The following is an 18,705-nucleotide window of genomic DNA, read 5'->3' as shown; positions in this document are numbered from 1 at the left end:
GCTCCGCCCCAACCGGACGGCGCCGCGTTTCGCATATTTGGCGAATTCTTGATGTGGTCCACCCCCAGATCCTGACAGTTTACCGGTAATGTAACGAATTCGATAGGTGGAATGTCAAGTGAAGCCGGAGTCTTCAAGCGATACGACAATGGGCCGCCCTCGGCTACCGAAGGGGGATGCCCGATCCGAACGGGTGGTGACGTTCCTGACGCCTTCGGAACATTGCCAGCTTTCAGAGCTGGCAAAACGATCAAATCAATCCCTTTCCGCAAAATGCCACGAACTGATCGTTCAGGCGTTGGAATCTACGAGTGTCAAAAGGAGGTCCGAGAGTGACTAAAGCCTTAGGTAAGACCAGTGTCGCAGCCTGTTTGTTTGCCATGCTGGGCGTCATGCCTGCAAGCGCGCAGCAAGAGGCGATCGTTCATGATGGTGAGTTCGAATTCCTGCGGGCCCAGTTCGGGGATCAATGGGACGCGCAGGATGCTGAGATTGAGGCCAGGTTGGCCGAGATCCGCGAGGCCAATGACGGCAAGCCTCCGAACTTTCTTTATATTCTTATCGACGACATCAGCTTCGGCCAGATGGGCGAGCGCAAGATGAACTATGTGATGGGGATCGAGACCCCCAATATCAACGACTTCGCCAGTGAAGGCATGTCGCTGATGCGCATGTATACGGAGCCCTCCTGCACGCCAACACGCACGGCCATGCTAACCGGTCGGCACCCGATCCGGGCCGGAGTGGAAGAGGTTAAGGTTGCCCTGGTCGGCGAGGGACTGCCCGCAAGCGAGGTTACCCTGCCGGAGATCCTGAAACAGGCCGGTTACAACACGTCGCATGTAGGGAAGTGGCATCAGGGCGATATCGAAGAAGCCTATCCGCACAATCAGGGCTTTGACTACGCGGTTTTTCCGCTGCACCAGCAGGTTCAACTCAGCCTGATGACCCGCGAGGCCATGGAGGCCAACAACATGCTGGGATATCACTCCTCGGGGCAGAACAACCAGTTTCTGCTGGATGAACGGTTCAAGCCCTATGGTCTGGTCACCGGTGTCGAGGCGCAGGCAGGCGGCACCGCGCGCGAGGTTGACATGGAAGCGGGCGAAGAATGGACGCAGGCCAAGTACGAACAGATGAACGAACGCTATCAGGCGCAGGCACTGGAGCAGCTTGAACAAGTCGCCGCGCAGGATGAGCCGTTTTTTCTGCAATACTGGCCGCTTTACCCGCTGAACTTCGCCTACCCGGATCAGGCGCTGTCGCGGAATGGGGGTTTTCATGCGGACAAGCTACAACTGCTCGACGGCTGGATCGGAGAGGTGCTGGCCAAACTGGACGAGACCGGCGAGGCCGACAACACCATCGTCATGATCATGGCGGATAACGGGTTGATGTATCATTACGAGGGGACGTCGGGCCTGAACCAGTTGATCTATCGCGGCGGCAAGACCCAGCATCTTGAGGGCGGCGTCCGCACAGATGCCTTCATTCGCTGGCCCGGAGTGATTGAAGCTGACAGTGCTGCCGGTGACATCTTTCACGTCTCGGATATCTACACGACGATGGCCCGCATTGCAGGTGCAACGGATTTCATCCCGCGCGACCGGGTGATTGACGGTATCGACCAGACCGCCCTGCTGCTTGAGGGTGAGGGCAATGGCCGCCGCGACTACGTGTACGTCTACGAGGGGCCGGTTCTGCGTTCGGTTGTCAAGCAGGAATTCAAGATGCATCTACCCGCGCCCGGCGCCCCCGGGGCCGCAGCGCCGACCTATAACGTCTATCGCGACCCCCGCGAAGAACACCCGCTGGTTGGATACTCTCTTTGGGCCGGTGCCTCGTTCCAGGATATGATCAAGCGCCATCAGAAAATGATCGCCAAGTATCCAAACTCTGAGATCGGCAAAGATATCCCCTATGGCGGCATCGAAAACCTGCGCCCCGAAAGCCAAGAGGCCCGCGAGGTGTTCATGAGCTGGCAAGAATAGCCTTCAACGGCGCGCCTTTCGGGGCGCGTCGATCACAGTCCCGCTCGATACAGCAATGGAGAGAGACATGAGTCTTTTCAGATCTATCGGTGCTGCGACCCTGCTGTTTGTCGCCGGTACCTTTCATCCTGTTCTTGCAGCCGAAGATCGTGCCATCCCGCTAGAGGGTGTCTTGAATACGCGCGACCTGGGTGGCCTTACAACCGAAGACGGTCGCACCGTACGGGCAGGGCAGCTCATCAGATCCGGTGAGATCGATCAGATCAACGCACCCAGCATGCAGCGCCTGGACGATATGGGTGTTAGCGCAATCGTTGATTTGCGAACAACGTCAGAGGCAACGGCGCATCCCGCGCAATGGCCCGAAGGAGAGGGGCCCGCGCGCCATCATTTCCCGGTGATGGAGAATGAAAGCCAGATGATTGATGATATGCGTGCCAGCATCAAGGCGGGCACGGCAACCGAAGCAGAAACAGATGCTTTGTTCTTGGGGGCCTTTGGCTATATCGCAACTGACTACACTGAGGAATATCGAGATCTGTTCGATGTCTTGCTGGACCAGCCGGAGGGTGAGGCGGTTCTGTATCATTGTTCGGGCGGCAAGGATCGTACCGGTGTCGCGACCGCGCTTGTGCTAACAGCGCTTGGTGTTTCCAAAGACGAGATCCAATCGGATTTCATGATGAGCAATGCGCTCAAGGACGCGGACAACAAGGCCCAACAGATCGCGGCCGAAGTCAATGCGGCCGAAGGGACAAATATGACGCCGGAAGCAGTCTGGCCATCGCTGGGGGTGCGAGAGGCCTATCTTGATGAGTTCTACAAGAGCGTTGAGGCAAGCTATGGCTCGGTGGACGACTACCTTCGCCAGGGGCTGGGGCTGACGGATGCGGATTTTGAAACCCTCCGCAACCGGTATCTGAACTAGGCTGGCGGCGAAAATTCACTTGTGAAAACAATCGGTCGAAGGCTGGCGGTTTCGGACACCAAAGCCATGCGAAGCAAGCGTTCGTACCACATGCTAGCCAACGGGTTTTCACCGCGAAGGGTCTCAGGTACGATTCTGCAAAAAACAAAACCGAGAGGAGGAAGAAATGCTGCGCTTTATGCCTTTGGCTTTCATCGCGATGGTGGTTTTTTTCCACCTTTCAAGCAGTTCAACTGCCAACGCTCAGAACTTTTTAGACAAAGTGACAGAAGGGGTTTCTGATGCGGCCAAAAAAGTTGGGGATGTCGCTGAATCGGCGGGTGAGACCGTACTGCATGCGGCGGACGGTGCGTCTGCGTCCGAGATCGACGCCGGTGTAGATGCCGCACTGGCGCAACTTCTCGCGAGTTCCCCTGAGGCGGCGGATCTGTCCAACAAGTCAGTCGCTGTTTTGGTTTTTCCCAGGATCACCAAAGGTGGCCTGATGGTTGGGGGTCAGTTTGGAGAAGGCGCGATGCGGGAAAACGGCGTCACGACCGGGTACTACAATATTGCCGGTGCGTCCTATGGTTTTCAGGCTGGCATTCAGCATTTCTCTTACGCTCTGTTTTTCCTCAATTCTGACGCCCTTGCCTATATGCAGAACAACGATGGGTGGGAGGTCGGCAGTGGCCCCACGCTCGTTGGCGGTGACGAAGGCTGGTCGGCATCGATGGGAACAAACGATCTGCAGGGCGACATCGTGCCAATCATCTTTGGTCAAGAAGGGCTTATGGCAGGCGCCGGTCTTCAGGGCACTAAGATCACCAAGATCGAAAAGTGAACTGCGGGGTGACTGCGCTACACATGCAAGGATCGCTCATTTCTTGATACGAGGCACCCATGGCCTCTGTTCAAATAGTCCTGCTTGATCTGTCGCGAGGGTCGCATGCTTTCCGTCCGAAAACCTGACGACCTGGACAGATCAACTCAAAGTGCGTCTCCGGTCTATGGCTTTAGCGCTTGGGTGAGGTCCTTGAACATGAAGGTTGTCGGCTCCAGCGCGGGTTCGAACGGGTTGCGGCAGTAGTTCGGAATCTCTCCTGCGGTTTGAAAGCCAAGGCCTTGGTAGAGAATCCGCGATGGGTCGGTGCTGCGCGTATCGAGCACAAGCGTTGTTCTGCCCAGCTCAGATGAGCGAGCGAAGAGCGCGTTCATCAAGCTGCGCCCTAGGCCCTGGCGTCGCGCATCGGGATGGACCAAAAGCTTGGCGACATCGGCGCGGTGCGGCTGATTGGGCATTGAGGCCGGAATCAACTGTACCGTCCCACGGATACGCCCTCCGCTTTCCGCAACAAACAGGTCCAAGGCCCCTGCGCGCAGTTCAGGGCGAACGCGAGTCTCCCAATAGCGCTGGGCGTCTGCGTGGTGGAACGGCAAGATGAACCCGATACTCGCGCCCGCATGCACGCAACCATGCAGGATCTCGGTCAGGTCATTGAGCGCCGCGTCGAAGGTGGCATCGGTCAGTCGTGTGATCATATCAGCACCAGCATGTAGCGCGCGCCCCGGGTGGCGCCGGTTTCAAATTGTGTTGGGCCGGATAGGTGGTATCGCAGGCAGTCACCTCCACCGAGCGTATGCGCGGTGCCGTCCACGGTGAGCGTTAGGCTTCCATCCAGAACGATCAGGTGGTGTTCCTGCCCCGGTTTCGGAGGCGTTTCGTACCGAACCACCGTATCCGGCGGCAGGTGGCATTCCAGCACCTCACCGCTCAACCCGGTTGAAGGGGGTGAGACGGATCGGCGCGTGAACCCTGTTTCCGGATCCCGCCATTCGGGTTGCCGTTCAAACGGGACCTTGGGGTCGAAACTCTCCTCGACCATCATCAGCAGACGCGACATTGGCAAACCGTAAGCGGCGCAAAGTCGGCCGAGTGTTTCTGCCGTCGGGCTGACCCCAGCCTTTTCCATACGCGACAGGGTTGCCCGGCTGACGCCGCTACTGTCCGCCAGCTGATCCAATGACCAGCCGCGGCTTTGGCGCAGCTCTTTCAGGCGAATGGCAAGGCGGTTTGCGAGGGAATCCAGCATTGATCAATTATGAGAGAAATTTCCGCATGTGAGAATAGTAGCTTTAAAATATAATTTTGCAAAAGAAAAAGGGCGCGGAATTTACCGCGCCCCTTATACTTCCTAAGTATGGAGGCGTCTTACTTCCAGCCAACCTCGTTAAAGGTTTTCTGCGCTTCGGGCAGGTTCTTGGCAACGGCAGACAGATCGACATCGTCTGCTTTGAAATCGCCCAGTTCGGCCACGGACTCGGAAACGGCGACGCCCTTAACCGTTGGGTATTCGTCGTTGCCGGCCGAGAAGTACTGCTGCGCCTGATCGCTTGCCAGGTATTCCAGGAACTTGATGGCATTGTCCTTGTGGGGCGCATTTGCGGCTACACCCCCACCCGACAGGTTCACATGCGCGCCATTGCCGTCCTGATCCGGGAACACCCAGCCGATCACGTCACGCTCGGCCGAGACGCCATCGACGTCTTTCCGGATTGCGCGGGAAAAGTAGTAGGTGTTGGACACGGCAAGGTCACACTCACCCGAGACGACGCCGCGCAGCTGGTCGGTGTCACCGCCTTGCGGGTCACGCGCCATGTTGGCCACGACGCCTTCGGCCCAGGTTTTGGCGGCTTCGGATCCGGCGTTTTCGATGATCGAGGCCAGCAGCGTCTGGTTGTAGACATTGGTGCTCGAGCGGATGCACAGCTGGCCCTTGTATTTGGGGTCTGCCAGATCAGCATAGGTCTGCGGCGGCTCGGAGACTGCGTTCTTGTTGTAGAAAATGATGCGCGCCCGCTGCGAGAAACCGAACCACTGGTTGTCGCTGTCCTGAAGGTTCGACGGGATACGCTCTTCCAATACGGCGCTGTCGATTGTCTGCAGCACGCCCGCGTTCTTCGCGCGCTCAAGACGCGAGGTGTCGACGGTCAGCAGAATATCAGCAGGGGAGTTCACGCCCTCGGCTTCCATGCGCGCGATCAGCTCATCTGCCTTGCCTTCGATTCGGTTGATGGTGATGCCGGTTGCATCCTCGAAATCCGAATAAAGGCGCTCGTCGGTGTCGTAGTGGCGCGACGAATAGATGTTCAGCTCGCCTTCTGCTGTTGCGGACGTGGCGACCATGGCTGCAAGGCCAGCCGCGATACAGGTCGTGGATTTAAACATGATTGCTCCCAACATTGAGTATTCCACCGGGGTAAACCCGAGTTAAACACTCAATTAACGTATTGATTTCGGTTTGCAAGTAAAACCCGACAAAAATCGTGCGACATATGGGGCGCTTTGGACGGCGACGCTGAACGAAGCCAACAGGCACAAAAAAAACCGCACCCAAAGGCGCGGTTCTTTCGAAGAGATATGTGCAGTTCTTAGCCCTGGCGAGCTTTGAACTTGCGCTGCGTCTTGTTGATCACGTAGACGCGGCCTTTGCGACGCACAATACGGCAATCACGGTGCCGGTTCTTGAGCGAGCGGAGCGAGTTCTTGACCTTCATGGGTCTGTCTCCAATCTGCGGCGCCTTCATCAAAGACGTGGCCAGCGCCTGGGTTTGTCGGGTGCCTCGGCAAGCCGAAGCAGTGAATAGATGGTGGGCGGTACAAGGATCGAACTTGTGACCCCTTCGATGTCAACGAAGTGCTCTACCGCTGAGCTAACCGCCCACGTCCCTTTGCGTGTCCTGCCCCATAACGAAATGGGGCGCGGATACCCGCGCCGGTAGCGGGGTCTATAAAAGGAGTCGCAAATGGGTTCAAGGGGTTTGGAAGAACTATTTTCCAGTCTATGTTAATCCTGAACACGGAGAGACCATGAAGAACCCTTCCTATTTTCTGGATATGCCCGAAAACCGCAGTTCATGCGTTGTTTTTTCATCGCCGCATAGTGGCCGTGACTATCCAGAAGCGTTTCTGAAGCGCTCGGTTTTGGGGTCTGATGTGATTCGATCCTCGGAAGATGCCTTTGTAGATCAGCTCTTTGCCTCGGCCTCGGATTTCGGGGCGCCGCTGATCAAGGCGGCAATGCCACGGGCTTATTTGGACCTCAACCGCAGCGCGGATGAACTGGACCCAGCCCTGATTCAAGGCGCAAAACGGCAAGGGCACAATCCGCGCGTGGCCTCGGGGCTTGGGGTGATTCCCCGCGTGGTGGCAAATGGGCGTGCGATTTATCGTGGCAAACTGACCATGGATGAGGCGCGCCTGCGCATCGACACCTATTGGCGCCCCTATCACAGCCGCCTCAAGACCTTGCTGGCGGAGTCACATGCGAAATTCGGGCAGGCGATTCTGGTCGATTGCCATTCGATGCCGCATGAGGCGGTGGCCATGGCCAGTACCGCACGCAACACACGCCCCGAGATCGTGCTGGGCGATCGTTTCGGTGCATCGGCATCAACCGAGATCGTGGACCGAATTGAGGCTGCCTTTACCTCGGCGGGATTGGTCGTCGCGCGGAACGCGCCCTTTGCTGGGGCTTATGTGACCCAAACCTACGGTCGCCCTGGTCGTCAGCAACACGCGATTCAGGTTGAAATCGACCGCTCGATCTACATGAACGAAGACACGATCTCGCCCAATGCCAATTTCATGGCGTTCTCCAAGATACTGCGGCAAGTGATCGCGGAGATTGCCGAGATCGGTTCCGAACCGCAGCGGCTGGCGGCGGAATAGGCGTCACCGCAGCGCGCGGCCTTTAACGATTGCATCGGTTCCAAACCGTTTGCGAATCTCATCCGTGGCGCGTTCGGCCTGAGACCTGCGTGTCGCGTTAGGGTCCAGTAAGTCGCCTGAGATGTCTGCCTGCTCCGCTGGGCACAGATCGGACAGCCCGCATCCCAACAGGCGATAGGGACCCTTATCTCCCACCTGATCGAACAGCCCGCGCGCGGTTCTGTAGATGCGATCCGCGATTTGCGTCGCATCGCGCAGCGAAACGCGGCGCGTGATGATCTTGTGATTCGCCTTTTTCAGCTTCAGCGTCACCACCCGACCCGCCAGATCCTTGGCCTTGGCCCGGTCCGAGACCTTCAGCGCCATGCGCCACAGATGCCCATCCAGAATCTCGAGGTTGGAGGTGTCTTCGAAAAACGTGGTTTCGTTGCTGATCGATTTCATCGGTTCGTGGGCCGAGACCCGGCGCTTGTCCTGGCCGCGTGCCAGATGCCACAGGCGATACCCCATCGATCCGAACCGCGCGGTCAGCGCCTCCTGATCCCAGCGCAGCAGGTCCGAGAAGGTACGGATCCCCGCGCGCTCCAACGATTCCTGCGCTGCCGGGCCGATGCCCCAGATCAGCCATACAGGTTTGTCGTGCAGGAAGTCAGCCGTTTCGGCCTTCCCGATCACGGAAAACCCGCGCGGCTTGTCGAGGTCCGAGGCGACCTTGGCCAGAAACTTGTTGTGGCTTAAACCGATGGAGCCTGTCAGCCCCAATTCATCCTTCATGCGCTTGACCAAACGCGCCAGCATCACCGCAGGCGGCGCGCCATGCAGGCGTTCGGTGCCGGACAGATCGAGGAAAGCCTCGTCCAGCGACAGTGGTTCGACCTTGGGCGTCAGCTCATCCATCATCGCGCGGATCTGACGAGATACCTCGGCGTAGACCGACATGCGCGGTTTGATCACCACAGCGTCCGGACACAGTTGCAGCGCTTTGAACATCGGCATGGCCGAGCGCACGCCCCGGATGCGCGCCACGTAGCAAGCGGTTGAAACGACCCCGCGTCTCCCGCCCCCCACAATCACTGCCTTGTCCGCCAATTCAGGATTGTCGCGCTTTTCAACCGAGGCATAGAACGCGTCACAATCCATGTGCGCAATCGAAAGGTCAAACAGCTCAGGGTGCGATTTCAGCCGCGGGCTACCGCAGGACGGGCAGCGCGGCGCGTCCGGGAAACTGGTCAGGCATTCGCGGCAGATCGTGGGCATGGCTACTTTTCGCGACCCGAAAAGGGTGGCTCTGGGTGTTCGAAGCTATAGTGTCTATCGGCTTTCGTGTGAACGCAACAGAGGCTTGGACAGTCTTCAGAAATCTAGTGGTTTGAGCTGAGAGTCGCACTGTCAAGAAAACCCCCCGCTTGGGGCGGGGGGAAGGTAACGAACCACAGGAAGAGGTAGTTCGTTGGGGAGTAACTCCGCCCCAGAATCGCTCAAAACGCTATATTTAGATAGGTGGCCGCGTTATTCCCTAAAACTTGTGCCGGGTTTGTGTGTTTTCGGGCACAGGGGGAAACCAGGGGAACATTCCCCCTCTTGACCTAAGGTAAAGAAATCACTGCTGTTTCGGAGGTCTGAGGCGTTGAATGCCCGTCTGCGATCAATGGCTTGTCAATGATTTTAACTCGGCCAGAACGGCCTCGGCTGCGGCTTTCGGGTCCTCCGCCTGATAGATCGGACGCCCGACAACAATATGATCCGCCCCATCTCCGATCGCACTGGCCGGCGTTGCGACGCGTTTTTGATCGCCCAGAGCGGCCCCGGCAGGGCGCACGCCCGGTGTCACGATCAAGCGGCCCTCGGCCTGGGGCAGGGCGCGGATCAGCGCGGCCTCTTGCGGGCTGGCGATCACACCGTCGGCTCCGGCCTCCAGCGCTTTGGCCGCGCGCTCAACCACCAGATCCTGCACATCGCCTGCCTTCAACAGGCTGGCATCCAAATCATCACGGTTGAGCGAGGTCAGGATAGTCACTGCAAGGATCTTCAGGTCCTTGCCGGATGCGCCTTCTTTCGCCGCGCGCACCACATGCGGGTCGCCATGAACGGTCAGGAAATCAAGATCGAACTGCGCCAGACCACGCACCGCGTTTTCTACCGTGTTGCCGATGTCGAACAGCTTCATGTCCAGAAAGATGCGCTTGCCATGGTCCTGTTTCAGCTCATTGGCCAAAGCCAGACCGCCGCCCGTCAGCATTCCCAGCCCGATCTTGTAGAACGACACCGCATCACCCAACCGTTCGGCCATCGCCAAACCTTGCAGAGCGTTCGGGACGTCAAGGGCTACGATCAGGCGGTCATCGGACATGTTGGGTCTCCTTGCTGGCAAACGTCTGCCTCCTAGCGGGTTCGGGCGCAACTGTCCATGCGGGTCCGCCCAATCGAAAGAGGATGATCTGTGTTACAGTGGCTCAAATCGATCAATAGGTCACATGAAGGGACAGAAGATGAGAAAGCTTGCCTTGCTCGGAGTGGCGCTGATGATGGGCGCCTGCGACGAACCCGCCTCAGGCACATCGGACACAGGCGCGGCGCCCGCGCCGACCAATGACAACCTGCCTTTGGTTCGCGGCTACCGATCCGAGGATGATTGGTGCCAGCTTACAGGTGAGAGCGCCTTTACCGTCGAATTTCTGGATCACACCGCCGATCTTGTCTCGTGCCCGACCGGCAGCAGCGCCGAACAATCCTTGGTCGAGACATATACGTTAGAGCCGGTGGCGCAAACCGGCGGCTATTCGGTATACTCCATTCCGCGCGGCTGACGGCGTCTGCCCACCCATGCTGCATTCGCCGCAATCAGGGTGATTCCGGACAGTTCCAGAAGCCAGTTTATTCGGATCGACATGATCTCGGCGCCCAGAAAGGCATCGAAGTTGTGAAACCCGGCGGCGCGGATCATCACAAAACAGATCAGAGTGACAAAGCCGATCAGGGCGATGCCGACCTCTCGCAAGTGTTTACGAAGGAACCAGAGGCTGACAAGCGAGATCCAGAAGCCGCTGAACACGACAACAATGATAAAGCCGATCTGGACAGACTTGCGATCCTCGTACCAGCCTTGCATCTGCGACAGACAGCGGGCGCTGGCCGTAAGCGCGGATTGCAGATCCAGTTGTTTGTTGATCATCAAAGCAAACAACAGCAGCGCGAGGATCAGCCAGAACCACCGGACGTGGGAATTTCGCCTTGCGCGCAGGCATAGCAGTGCGGCGAAACCGTATGCGGCAACCGTGAGCCAACCGATCACGCTTGGGTCGCCAATGGTGGGCGACCATTGTTCTGCAATGCAGCTGCGTAGCGCGGAGGCTGAGATCATAGAGGTGCGCTCCTAAGACGGTTTTTTTCGCAATTGACCGAGATCATTCAGGTTCCCAGCATGCATCATGTTATTCTGCCAAGACAATCTTGAATACACGCCGACATTACCCAAATTGAATGTGAGGCCTCAATCGACGCGTGCCGCCAAGCGGGCGCATCAAAACGGGGCGCTTGAGAAAAGGAGAATGCTATGGACTTGAACAAGTTCACCGAGCGGGCACGGGGATTCGTGCAGGCAGCGCAGACTATTGCGCTGCGCGAGGGGCACCAGAGGCTGGAGCCTACACATATACTTAAGGCGTTGATGGACGATGATCAGGGGCTGGCGAGCAACCTGATCACCCGCGCGGGCGGCGCGCCGAACCGCGTGGTTGAGGCGTTGGATGCCGCGATGGGGAAAATCCCGAAGGTCAGCGGTGACGCTAGCCAGACTTACATGGATGGCCAGACCGCCAAGGTTTTGGACGAGGCCGAGAAGATTGCCACCAAAGCAGGCGATAGCTTTGTGCCCGTGGAACGGGTGCTGATGGCGCTCTGCATGGTCAAATCCAAAGCCAAGGAAGCTTTGGAGGCCGGGGCCGTTTCTGCTCAGAAACTGAACGAAGCCATCAATGATATCCGTAAGGGTCGCACCGCGGACAGTGCGTCGGCGGAAGAGGGCTATGACGCGCTCAAGAAATATGCGCGCGATCTGACCGAGGCCGCGGCCGAGGGTAAGATCGATCCGATCATCGGGCGGGATGAGGAAATTCGCCGCTCGATGCAGGTTCTGTCGCGCCGTACCAAGAACAACCCTGTTCTGATCGGGGAACCCGGCGTTGGTAAAACCGCGATTGCCGAGGGTATGGCCCTGCGCATCATCAACGGCGACGTGCCGGAATCGCTGAAAGATAAGAAGCTGCTGGCGCTTGACATGGGCGCGCTGATTGCTGGTGCGAAGTATCGCGGTGAGTTCGAAGAGCGCCTCAAGGCGGTGCTGACCGAAGTGACCGAGGCCGCTGGTGAGATCATCCTTTTCATCGACGAGATGCACACGCTGGTCGGTGCCGGCAAATCTGACGGCGCGATGGATGCCGCCAACCTGATCAAGCCTGCGCTTGCTCGGGGTGAGCTGCATTGTATCGGCGCGACCACGTTGGATGAGTATCGCAAGTACGTGGAAAAAGACGCGGCCCTTGCGCGCCGGTTCCAGCCCGTGATGGTCACCGAACCGACCGTCGAGGACACGATCAGCATACTGCGTGGCATCAAGGAAAAGTACGAGCTGCACCACGGCGTGCGTATTTCGGATTCCGCATTGGTGTCGGCGGCGACCTTGTCGCATCGTTATATCACCGACCGGTTCCTGCCCGACAAGGCCATTGACCTTGTCGATGAGGCGGCGTCGCGGTTGCGGATGGAGGTGGACTCCAAGCCGGAAGAGCTCGATCAGTTGGATCGCCAGATCCTGCAGATGCAGATCGAGGAAGAGGCGCTGAAACTGGAAGACGACGCGGCCTCGAAGGATCGTTTGGAAACCCTGCAAAAGGATCTGGCCGATCTGCAGGAGCAATCGGCTGAGATGACCGCCCAGTGGCAGGCCGAACGTGACAAGCTCGCGGGTGCGCGTGATCTGAAAGAACAGCTCGACAAGGCGCGCGCTGATCTGGAAATCGCCAAACGCGAAGGCAATCTGGCAAAGGCAGGTGAGCTGTCCTACGGCATCATCCCCGAGCTTGAGAAAAAGCTGACCGAGGCCGAAAACGCCGAAAGCAACGCCATGATGGCCGAGGAAACGGTGCGCCCGGAACAGATCGCATCCGTGGTTGAACGCTGGACTGGTATCCCGACTGCCAAGATGCTGGAAGGGGAACGCGAGAAACTGCTGCGGATGGAAGACGATCTGCACTCCCGTGTGATCGGCCAAGATGCCGCCGTGACCGCCGTGTCCAACGCCGTGCGACGCGCGCGCGCGGGCCTGAACGATGAAAACCGCCCGCTGGGCTCGTTCTTGTTCCTCGGGCCCACCGGCGTAGGTAAAACCGAACTGACCAAGGCCGTAGCGAACTTCCTGTTCGACGACGACAATGCGATGGTGCGCATCGACATGTCCGAGTTCATGGAGAAACACGCGGTCGCGCGTCTAATTGGTGCCCCTCCGGGCTATGTTGGGTATGACGAAGGCGGTGTGCTGACCGAAGCCGTGCGGCGCAGACCCTATCAGGTCGTGCTATTTGACGAGGTCGAAAAGGCGCATCCGGATGTGTTCAACGTGCTGTTGCAGGTTCTCGATGATGGCGTGCTGACCGACGGTCAGGGCCGCACTGTGGACTTCAAGCAGACGCTGATTATCCTGACGTCCAACCTTGGCTCTCAGGCGCTCAGCCAACTGCCCGAAGGGGCAGACAGCGCGCAGGCGCGGCGGGATGTGATGGACGCGGTCCGGGCACATTTCCGGCCCGAATTCCTAAACCGACTGGACGAGACGATCATCTTTGACAGGCTCAAGCGGGCCGATATGGATGGCATCGTCGATATCCAGATGGCGCGTCTGCAAAAACGTCTGGCCGCGCGCAAGATCGAGCTGGTTCTGGACGAGGGCGCAAAACAGTGGCTTGCCGATGAAGGCTATGACCCGGTCTTCGGTGCGCGCCCACTGAAGCGTGTGATCCAGCGCGCGTTGCAGAACCCCTTGGCCGAGGCGCTGCTGGCCGGTGAGATCAAGGATGGCGAGACCGTCCCCGTCACCGCTGGCGCTGAGGGCCTGATCATCGGCGACCGACTGGGCACCTCCGACCGCCCCCGCCCGGATGATGCCGTAGTGCATTAAACACGTTGAGTGAAAGGCGACCCGCCAAACGCGGCGGGTCGCCATTTTAAGGTGTTGAGTTCCAGACCGTTTGATCTGGACTGTAAAACAAAAGGTTCGCGGATCTACTCATAGTCACGCAGATGAGCAAAAGATTGGCAATCTGCTACTGTTTTCTGACCAGCACCCGATCCTTACCACCTGTTTCAATGTCAATAAGGCTAGAAACTGATCCAAGTTCTTTGAGGATCCGCCTGCCCTCTCTTGATTGACGCGGTCTCAGGTCAAGAATTATGACACCGTTCGGTTTGACGGCGGTCTTGAAGAACGTCTCGTAGGTTTTTACCGGATAGTGAAAGCCGCAGGAGATGAAACTCATGGCAAGGTCGATCGGTCCAACCTCGCCCAGATCGTCTGTTCTGGGATTCAAGCAAGTTATGTCGCTACTGTCGACGCCATTTTGTGTCAAAAACGAATGAGCGACAGACAAGCTTGAATAGGCTGCCCCCTTTTCCTGATAACCGAAATGCCTTTCCTCAGAGGTTTCTAGATCAATGAGGTTCAGGCTGCATCGGCAATCTTTCCACAAAAACAAATCAAACATGGCGTAGCCGCACCCGATGTCTGCGACAGATCGTGGATTCAAGTCCTGAATCGCGTCTCGGATCTGCAGGTATTCAAGATAAATGACAGCAGCGGCTCGCTTGGCCAGCTCGATACCGTGTTTTTCGACTAGCGATAGAGCGGGTTCAGCGTTTCCGGCGCTCCACGCCTTGGTTATTCTGCCAGAACGAGGTTGGTCGAAAATAATCCTGGATCTTTGCATGATCAGGTTCACGAGATCCTGCTTGGAAAAAGCATCAAAACAGAGGTCGGCCACGGGGGGCAGGGCCGTTGCATCCATCATTTGTTGACTTGTAATCATTGGTTTTGCGTCTTCTCAAGGAACCGGGTGGATTTTGAACGATGATGCAGATCCACCCGGCTTACAAGAGAACGTAAACAAGTCTCTGCGTTTAGATACCTCTAGATCAACGCGAAAATCCGGGCGGGGCCTCCGGTGCCGCCTTTGTGTTTGGGCGCTCCTATCACCAGGGTGGCCCCGGCGGCTGGGACGCGGTCGAGATTGGCCAGACACTCGATCCCGAACCGGCCGGTGGGCAGCCAGGCGTAGTGGGTGGCGAAATCGGCGGACATGCCGTGATCCAGCGACAGCGTGTCGACCGCCATGGATCGCGCGCCGGTTTCCTCCATCAGCATCTGCGCGGCCTCAACGTGGAAGCCGGGATAGTGCTGCGCTTCTCCGTCGAAATTGCGAAACGCGTCGGTCGCCGTTTTTCCACCCCAGCCGGAATGCATGGCGACACAGGCACCGTCGGGGATGTCTCCGTTCGCCGCGATCCACGCCTTGAGGTCATCGGGCGTCACGCGAGTATCGGCATCTTCGGCGGCGCGGGCGGCGATATCCACGACGCAGAGCGGCGCAACCAGATCTGTCACTGGAATCTCATCGACTGAGGTTCCGTCGGCCGAGAAATGCAGGGGCGCATCGATATGAGTGCCAGTATGTTCGTTGATCGACAAGTTGAACAGGTTGAACCCGTGATCCGCAAAGTTGAACGCCTGTTCGGCGGAGACGCCGGGTTCTCCTCCCCATGTCGGAAACTCGGGGCTGAGGGTGTGGGTCATGTCCTCGACCCCGCCATGCCCTGCGGCCAAGGCCGCCGGAGCGCTCGCGCCTGTTGCGGCGGCTGCCACGCCAGTGGCTGCGGCGGCTTTGAAGAAGCTCCGACGGGACAGCATCTTGTCTTTGACGGCATTCATTACGCAGATATCACACATACGGTATCCTCCCTGATGGGTGGCAGGGTCGGGCGACCGGTGTCGCGGACCGTACCACCTGTCAAGTAGAGTGCCGCGCTGACCCCTTCTGTGTAAAGGGTGCTGTCTGTTGTGGCGTACAGGGCGTCCTAGCGGAACTCACGGCTTTTACGCAGGGCGCGCAGCTCTTCCGAACTCATTTTGGGGCCTGAGCTGGTCGTGGGCTGCGGCGTGGGTTCAATCAATGTCTCGGTGCTTGGGGTCTTGCGCGCGGCACCACCGCTGAGGCGCAGATAAGCCAGAACCCCGCCTGCGCATTGATAGCTGAAGGCCCAGCTGGCAAGGAGGATATAGGCCACGACAGTTGCGATCATCGGCGCAGTGACGGAAAACGGGGCTGTCCCGGCCGTCATCTCGCCGATCAATTGAACGTCGTTGACCAGTGTGCTCGGACCGTAGATTGCGGTAAGTCCAACGATAAACAGAGCAAAGAAAAAGATAGCACCGACAAAGCTGATCGCCACCACGGCGAAAAGCTGCAGAAAGAAAGCACCGAAATGGTTGAATGGCGTATAAGGGCGGCCATTGGGGTCCCGCCCGATCGAGGCCGCCGCAATCGGTACTAGAAATCCGGCCCTCAGCGCGCAGATCGCTGCAAAGAGCAGGATCACAACACCTGAGAACATCGTGATATGCACGGGCGTCAGGTTCGCAAAAAATGCGGCCGGGTCCTCGGGAACGCCGCCACCTACGCTGACGGCACCGACGGCGAGCGCGGCAATCAGGGCGGCGGCCACACTGATCCCAATGGCTTCGACGGCGCCGTAGACAACTGCCGGAAAGACAAACTTGCGGTAACCGTTACTCGGAGAAACCTCGCAGGCCTGAAGGCCCAAACGGCTGCCGACCAGTATTGGGATTACGCCTGAGGATGCGCCTACAAAGAACGAGATCAGAACCGATAGGCCTGGAATGAGCAGCCCGATCAGCGCGCTCAGTATACCGCCTATCAACCCGTAGACGACAAGCGCGACCAGCAGGACGGGAAAGACAATAATATAGCGCCACAAAACGGACAGCGAAAAAGGAAAGGCCTGAAATACGAGCACGGGACCAACTCTGATCAACTATTAGATGATTCCCGCATACTTGATTGAGACTGCTAGAACCAGCCGCCAAAAATGCCTTAGTCGCGGGCTGACGCAGTTGCGTTACAGTCAGTTCGCTCAATCGTGACGCCTGTTTCCTTGGCTCTGTGCTATCAGCGGACTACCTCACCCTGAGGCGGATTCAATACGGAGACCCAAATGGCGCATCGCTGGACCAACACTTTGACACATGCCGACGTCACCCCAAGGGCGGCGTTTCTGAACCGGCGGCAGGTTATGTCCGGGCTGGCAGGTGTCGGGCTGACCGCGATGGCCCGCCCCGCTGCGGCGCAAGAGGCGCTGGAGCCGAACACCTGGGAAGAGATCACCAGCTACAATAACTTTTACGAGTTTGGCACTGGCAAGGACGACCCGGCCAAGTATGCCCATACCCTCGTGACCGAACCCTGGAGCATTGAGATCGACGGTCTGGTGGATCGCCCCGGAACATATGACTTCAAGGACATCATTTCCGAGATGACAGTCGAAGAACGCATCTACCGCTTCCGCTGTGTCGAGGCCTGGTCGATGGTGATTCCGTGGAACGGGTTCGAACTGGCCGACCTGTTGAATATGGCGGGTGTGCAGGAGGGCGCGAAGTATGTGGCCTTTGAAACGGCCTACCGTCCCGATGAGATGCCCGGCACGCGCTTCCCGATTCTGGAATGGCCCTACCGCGAGGGTCTGCGTCTGGATGAGGCGATGCACCCGCTGACCATCATGGCGACAGGCATCTATGACCGTCCGATCCCCAACCAGAACGGCGCTCCGCTGCGGTTGGTGGTGCCGTGGAAATACGGGTTCAAGTCGATCAAGTCGATCGTGAAGATCACTCTGACCGAGGATGAGCCGCCCACCAGCTGGAACATGTCCGCACCGCGCGAGTATGGCTTCTATAGTAACGTGAACCCGAATGTGGACCATCCGCGTTGGTCGCAGGCGTCCGAGCGCCAGATCGGCGGCGGTCTGTTTGCCAAGCGTATCCCGACCCTCATGTTCAATGGCTATGAACAAGAGGTCGCCAGCCTGTATGAAGGTATGGACCTCAAGGAATACTATTGAGCCATGCAAGCAGTGAACCAGGCCATACGCAAGATCCCCGTTTGGGCGGTCTATCTGGCTGGGGCCCTTCCGGCCCCTTGGTTCCTGTATCTTGCGCTCACAGGGGGGCTCGGGGTCGAGCCGATCACAGCGCTCGAACATAAGTTGGGGGAGCTGGCCCTGCAACTGCTCATTCTTGGCCTGGCAGTGACCCCTCTGCGCCAGCATCTTGGCTTGAATCTCATGAAGTTCCGCCGAGCAATCGGCGTGCTGGCCTTTTCCTATGTCGCGCTGCACCTGCTGGTCTGGCTGGTGCTCGACGTTCAGCTGCTTGGCCAGATTTGGGCTGATATCCTCAAGCGCCCCTATATAACTGTCGGCATGGCGGGGTTCGTTTTGTTACTGCCTTTGGCCATGACATCGAACAATTGGTCGGTGCGAAAACTTGGCCCGCGCTGGCGCAAGTTGCACAAACTGGTCTATCCGGTCGTTCTGCTTGGCGGTATCCACTATGTGATGTTGGCGAAGGGTTTCCAGCTGGAGCCACTTCTCTATCTCGCCGCGATCATAGGGCTGCTGCTCGCGCGTCTGCCGATACCGGGCCTGCTGACTCGGCTGAGGCAGGCCGATTCCGCGTAAGTTTTGACCGAGTCTGTGGGTAACTGTGTGGACAATGATCTGGTGGCAGTGATTCCGGATGGTCGGGGCGGCGATTGGGGGTGTCTGCGCGGTATCCGCCTTCATTAAGTTTATGTTTTTGTGTAACAAAATGGGGTATCCGAATTTTTCTCCGCTTTTTTGCTTTTTCCGCTTGCGGCCTTCTGCGCTAAACCTTAGAACCCCCTTCACCGGCGCTGCTGAGGCGCTGGTGACACACCGGCGAGACGGTGAGACGCACTGGAGAGACGGTGGAG

18 protein-coding genes and 1 tRNA gene are annotated in these 18,705 nt (G+C 58.2%); 8 read left to right on the top strand and 11 right to left on the bottom strand.

What is annotated here, in order from left to right; all coding sequences use genetic code 11:
- Window positions 1-332: 332 nt before the first annotated feature.
- The 3 genes from ACR0C3_RS17300 (at window position 333) to ACR0C3_RS17290 (ending at window position 3,742) form a co-directional block, all read left to right on the top strand.
- Window positions 333-1,991: a sulfatase-like hydrolase/transferase gene (locus tag ACR0C3_RS17300; RefSeq protein ID WP_480759651.1), complete on the top strand. Its 1,659-nt coding sequence runs from the start codon at window positions 333-335 to the stop codon at window positions 1,989-1,991.
- Window positions 1,992-2,058: 67 nt separating this feature from the next.
- Window positions 2,059-2,919, top strand: a complete 861-nt coding sequence (locus ACR0C3_RS17295; RefSeq protein ID WP_480759650.1) for a tyrosine-protein phosphatase — start codon at window positions 2,059-2,061, stop codon at window positions 2,917-2,919.
- 166 nt (window positions 2,920-3,085) lie between these two features.
- Window positions 3,086-3,742, top strand: coding sequence for a lipid-binding SYLF domain-containing protein (locus ACR0C3_RS17290; RefSeq protein ID WP_480759648.1), 657 nt, complete (start codon window positions 3,086-3,088; stop codon window positions 3,740-3,742).
- Window positions 3,743-3,906: 164 nt separating this feature from the next.
- Here the strand turns inward: ACR0C3_RS17290 and ACR0C3_RS17285 are convergent, their stop codons facing one another.
- The 5 genes from ACR0C3_RS17285 to ACR0C3_RS17265 form a co-directional block, all read right to left on the bottom strand.
- The gene (locus ACR0C3_RS17285; RefSeq protein ID WP_480759647.1) at window positions 3,907-4,440 is read right to left on the bottom strand and encodes an N-acetyltransferase family protein; all 534 of its coding nucleotides are present in this window, start codon (window positions 4,438-4,440) and stop codon (window positions 3,907-3,909) included.
- On the bottom strand, window positions 4,437-4,991 hold the full coding sequence (locus ACR0C3_RS17280; RefSeq protein WP_480759646.1) for a helix-turn-helix domain-containing protein: 555 nt from the start codon (window positions 4,989-4,991) through the stop codon (window positions 4,437-4,439). The genes ACR0C3_RS17285 and ACR0C3_RS17280 overlap by 4 nt, the downstream gene beginning before the upstream one ends.
- Window positions 4,992-5,110: 119 nt before the next feature.
- The gene (locus tag ACR0C3_RS17275; RefSeq protein WP_480759645.1) at window positions 5,111-6,127 is read right to left on the bottom strand and encodes a Fe(3+) ABC transporter substrate-binding protein; all 1,017 of its coding nucleotides are present in this window, start codon (window positions 6,125-6,127) and stop codon (window positions 5,111-5,113) included.
- Window positions 6,128-6,330: 203 nt separating this feature from the next.
- The gene (gene ykgO / locus ACR0C3_RS17270) at window positions 6,331-6,456 is read right to left on the bottom strand and encodes a type B 50S ribosomal protein L36 (RefSeq protein ID WP_008755722.1); all 126 of its coding nucleotides are present in this window, start codon (window positions 6,454-6,456) and stop codon (window positions 6,331-6,333) included.
- A gap of 91 nt (window positions 6,457-6,547) precedes the next feature.
- Window positions 6,548-6,622, bottom strand: a tRNA-Val gene (locus ACR0C3_RS17265).
- 147 nt (window positions 6,623-6,769) lie between these two features.
- Between ACR0C3_RS17265 and ACR0C3_RS17260 the strand changes: the two genes are divergently transcribed.
- Window positions 6,770-7,630 carry an N-formylglutamate amidohydrolase gene (locus tag ACR0C3_RS17260; RefSeq protein ID WP_170689309.1) on the top strand — a complete coding sequence of 287 codons (861 nt, stop codon included), beginning with the start codon at window positions 6,770-6,772 and terminating at the stop codon, window positions 7,628-7,630.
- A gap of 3 nt (window positions 7,631-7,633) precedes the next feature.
- On the opposite strand, the gene ACR0C3_RS17255 is transcribed toward ACR0C3_RS17260, so the two are convergent.
- Together ACR0C3_RS17255 and pyrF are read right to left on the bottom strand one after the other, a co-directional pair.
- Window positions 7,634-8,887 carry a DNA polymerase IV gene (locus ACR0C3_RS17255; protein ID WP_170689308.1) on the bottom strand — a complete coding sequence of 418 codons (1,254 nt, stop codon included), beginning with the start codon at window positions 8,885-8,887 and terminating at the stop codon, window positions 7,634-7,636.
- A gap of 388 nt (window positions 8,888-9,275) precedes the next feature.
- Complete coding sequence (gene pyrF, locus ACR0C3_RS17250; RefSeq protein WP_170380117.1) at window positions 9,276-9,980, bottom strand: orotidine-5'-phosphate decarboxylase; 705 nt, start codon at window positions 9,978-9,980, stop codon at window positions 9,276-9,278.
- A gap of 139 nt (window positions 9,981-10,119) precedes the next feature.
- Between pyrF and ACR0C3_RS17245 the strand changes: the two genes are divergently transcribed.
- Window positions 10,120-10,437, top strand: a complete 318-nt coding sequence (locus tag ACR0C3_RS17245) for a hypothetical protein (protein ID WP_170689306.1) — start codon at window positions 10,120-10,122, stop codon at window positions 10,435-10,437.
- Here ACR0C3_RS17245 and ACR0C3_RS17240 read toward each other — a convergent pair.
- Window positions 10,407-10,991 carry an isopropylmalate isomerase gene (locus ACR0C3_RS17240; protein WP_480759643.1) on the bottom strand — a complete coding sequence of 195 codons (585 nt, stop codon included), beginning with the start codon at window positions 10,989-10,991 and terminating at the stop codon, window positions 10,407-10,409. The genes ACR0C3_RS17245 and ACR0C3_RS17240 overlap by 31 nt on opposite strands.
- A 192-nt stretch (window positions 10,992-11,183) precedes the next feature.
- Here ACR0C3_RS17240 and clpB point away from each other — a divergent pair, with 192 nt between their 5' ends.
- A complete protein-coding gene (gene clpB / locus ACR0C3_RS17235) occupies window positions 11,184-13,802 on the top strand; it encodes an ATP-dependent chaperone ClpB (protein WP_480759642.1) in 2,619 nt (872 codons plus the stop codon).
- A 145-nt stretch (window positions 13,803-13,947) separates the two neighbouring features.
- Here the strand turns inward: clpB and ACR0C3_RS17230 are convergent, their stop codons facing one another.
- From ACR0C3_RS17230 to ACR0C3_RS17220, 3 genes are all read right to left on the bottom strand, one after another.
- Window positions 13,948-14,688: a class I SAM-dependent methyltransferase gene (locus ACR0C3_RS17230; protein WP_480759640.1), complete on the bottom strand. Its 741-nt coding sequence runs from the start codon at window positions 14,686-14,688 to the stop codon at window positions 13,948-13,950.
- Between the two features lie 119 nt (window positions 14,689-14,807).
- Window positions 14,808-15,623 (bottom strand): cyclase family protein, encoded by an 816-nt coding sequence (locus tag ACR0C3_RS17225; RefSeq protein ID WP_480759638.1) that lies wholly within the window; start codon window positions 15,621-15,623, stop codon window positions 14,808-14,810.
- A 128-nt stretch (window positions 15,624-15,751) separates the two neighbouring features.
- Window positions 15,752-16,711 carry a hypothetical protein gene (locus ACR0C3_RS17220; protein ID WP_480759637.1) on the bottom strand — a complete coding sequence of 320 codons (960 nt, stop codon included), beginning with the start codon at window positions 16,709-16,711 and terminating at the stop codon, window positions 15,752-15,754.
- A gap of 198 nt (window positions 16,712-16,909) precedes the next feature.
- On the opposite strand from ACR0C3_RS17220, the gene msrP reads away from it, so the two are divergent.
- Entirely contained in the window at window positions 16,910-17,812 is a 903-nt protein-coding gene (msrP, locus tag ACR0C3_RS17215) for a protein-methionine-sulfoxide reductase catalytic subunit MsrP (protein WP_170689300.1), read from the top strand.
- Window positions 17,813-17,815: 3 nt separating this feature from the next.
- Window positions 17,816-18,430 carry a protein-methionine-sulfoxide reductase heme-binding subunit MsrQ gene (gene msrQ / locus ACR0C3_RS17210; RefSeq protein ID WP_170722157.1) on the top strand — a complete coding sequence of 205 codons (615 nt, stop codon included), beginning with the start codon at window positions 17,816-17,818 and terminating at the stop codon, window positions 18,428-18,430.
- The last annotated feature ends 275 nt before the right edge of the window (window positions 18,431-18,705 follow it).

This window comes from Ruegeria sp. CK3 (assembly GCF_056536565.1).
The sequence above is the reverse complement of the archived record's forward strand: the minus strand, read 5'-3'. Positions and strand labels throughout refer to the sequence as shown.

What these genes read in the sequence shown, in the direction of transcription:
- ACR0C3_RS17295 (WP_480759650.1), top strand. Translation starts at nt 2,059, where the DNA reads ATGAGTCTTTTCAGATCTATCGGTGCTGCGACCCTGCTGTTTGTCGCC.
- ACR0C3_RS17290 (WP_480759648.1), top strand. Translation starts at nt 3,086, where the DNA reads ATGCTGCGCTTTATGCCTTTGGCTTTCATCGCGATGGTGGTTTTTTTC.
- ACR0C3_RS17285 (WP_480759647.1), bottom strand. Translation starts at nt 4,440, where the DNA reads ATGATCACACGACTGACCGATGCCACCTTCGACGCGGCGCTCAATGAC.
- ACR0C3_RS17280 (WP_480759646.1), bottom strand. Translation starts at nt 4,991, where the DNA reads ATGCTGGATTCCCTCGCAAACCGCCTTGCCATTCGCCTGAAAGAGCTG.
- ACR0C3_RS17275 (WP_480759645.1), bottom strand. Translation starts at nt 6,127, where the DNA reads ATGTTTAAATCCACGACCTGTATCGCGGCTGGCCTTGCAGCCATGGTC.
- ykgO (WP_008755722.1), bottom strand. Translation starts at nt 6,456, where the DNA reads ATGAAGGTCAAGAACTCGCTCCGCTCGCTCAAGAACCGGCACCGTGAT.
- ACR0C3_RS17260 (WP_170689309.1), top strand. Translation starts at nt 6,770, where the DNA reads ATGAAGAACCCTTCCTATTTTCTGGATATGCCCGAAAACCGCAGTTCA.
- ACR0C3_RS17255 (WP_170689308.1), bottom strand. Translation starts at nt 8,887, where the DNA reads ATGCCCACGATCTGCCGCGAATGCCTGACCAGTTTCCCGGACGCGCCG.
- pyrF (WP_170380117.1), bottom strand. Translation starts at nt 9,980, where the DNA reads ATGTCCGATGACCGCCTGATCGTAGCCCTTGACGTCCCGAACGCTCTG.
- ACR0C3_RS17245 (WP_170689306.1), top strand. Translation starts at nt 10,120, where the DNA reads ATGAGAAAGCTTGCCTTGCTCGGAGTGGCGCTGATGATGGGCGCCTGC.
- ACR0C3_RS17240 (WP_480759643.1), bottom strand. Translation starts at nt 10,991, where the DNA reads ATGATCTCAGCCTCCGCGCTACGCAGCTGCATTGCAGAACAATGGTCG.
- clpB (WP_480759642.1), top strand. Translation starts at nt 11,184, where the DNA reads ATGGACTTGAACAAGTTCACCGAGCGGGCACGGGGATTCGTGCAGGCA.
- ACR0C3_RS17230 (WP_480759640.1), bottom strand. Translation starts at nt 14,688, where the DNA reads ATGATGGATGCAACGGCCCTGCCCCCCGTGGCCGACCTCTGTTTTGAT.
- ACR0C3_RS17225 (WP_480759638.1), bottom strand. Translation starts at nt 15,623, where the DNA reads ATGTGTGATATCTGCGTAATGAATGCCGTCAAAGACAAGATGCTGTCC.
- msrP (WP_170689300.1), top strand. Translation starts at nt 16,910, where the DNA reads ATGGCGCATCGCTGGACCAACACTTTGACACATGCCGACGTCACCCCA.
- msrQ (WP_170722157.1), top strand. Translation starts at nt 17,816, where the DNA reads ATGCAAGCAGTGAACCAGGCCATACGCAAGATCCCCGTTTGGGCGGTC.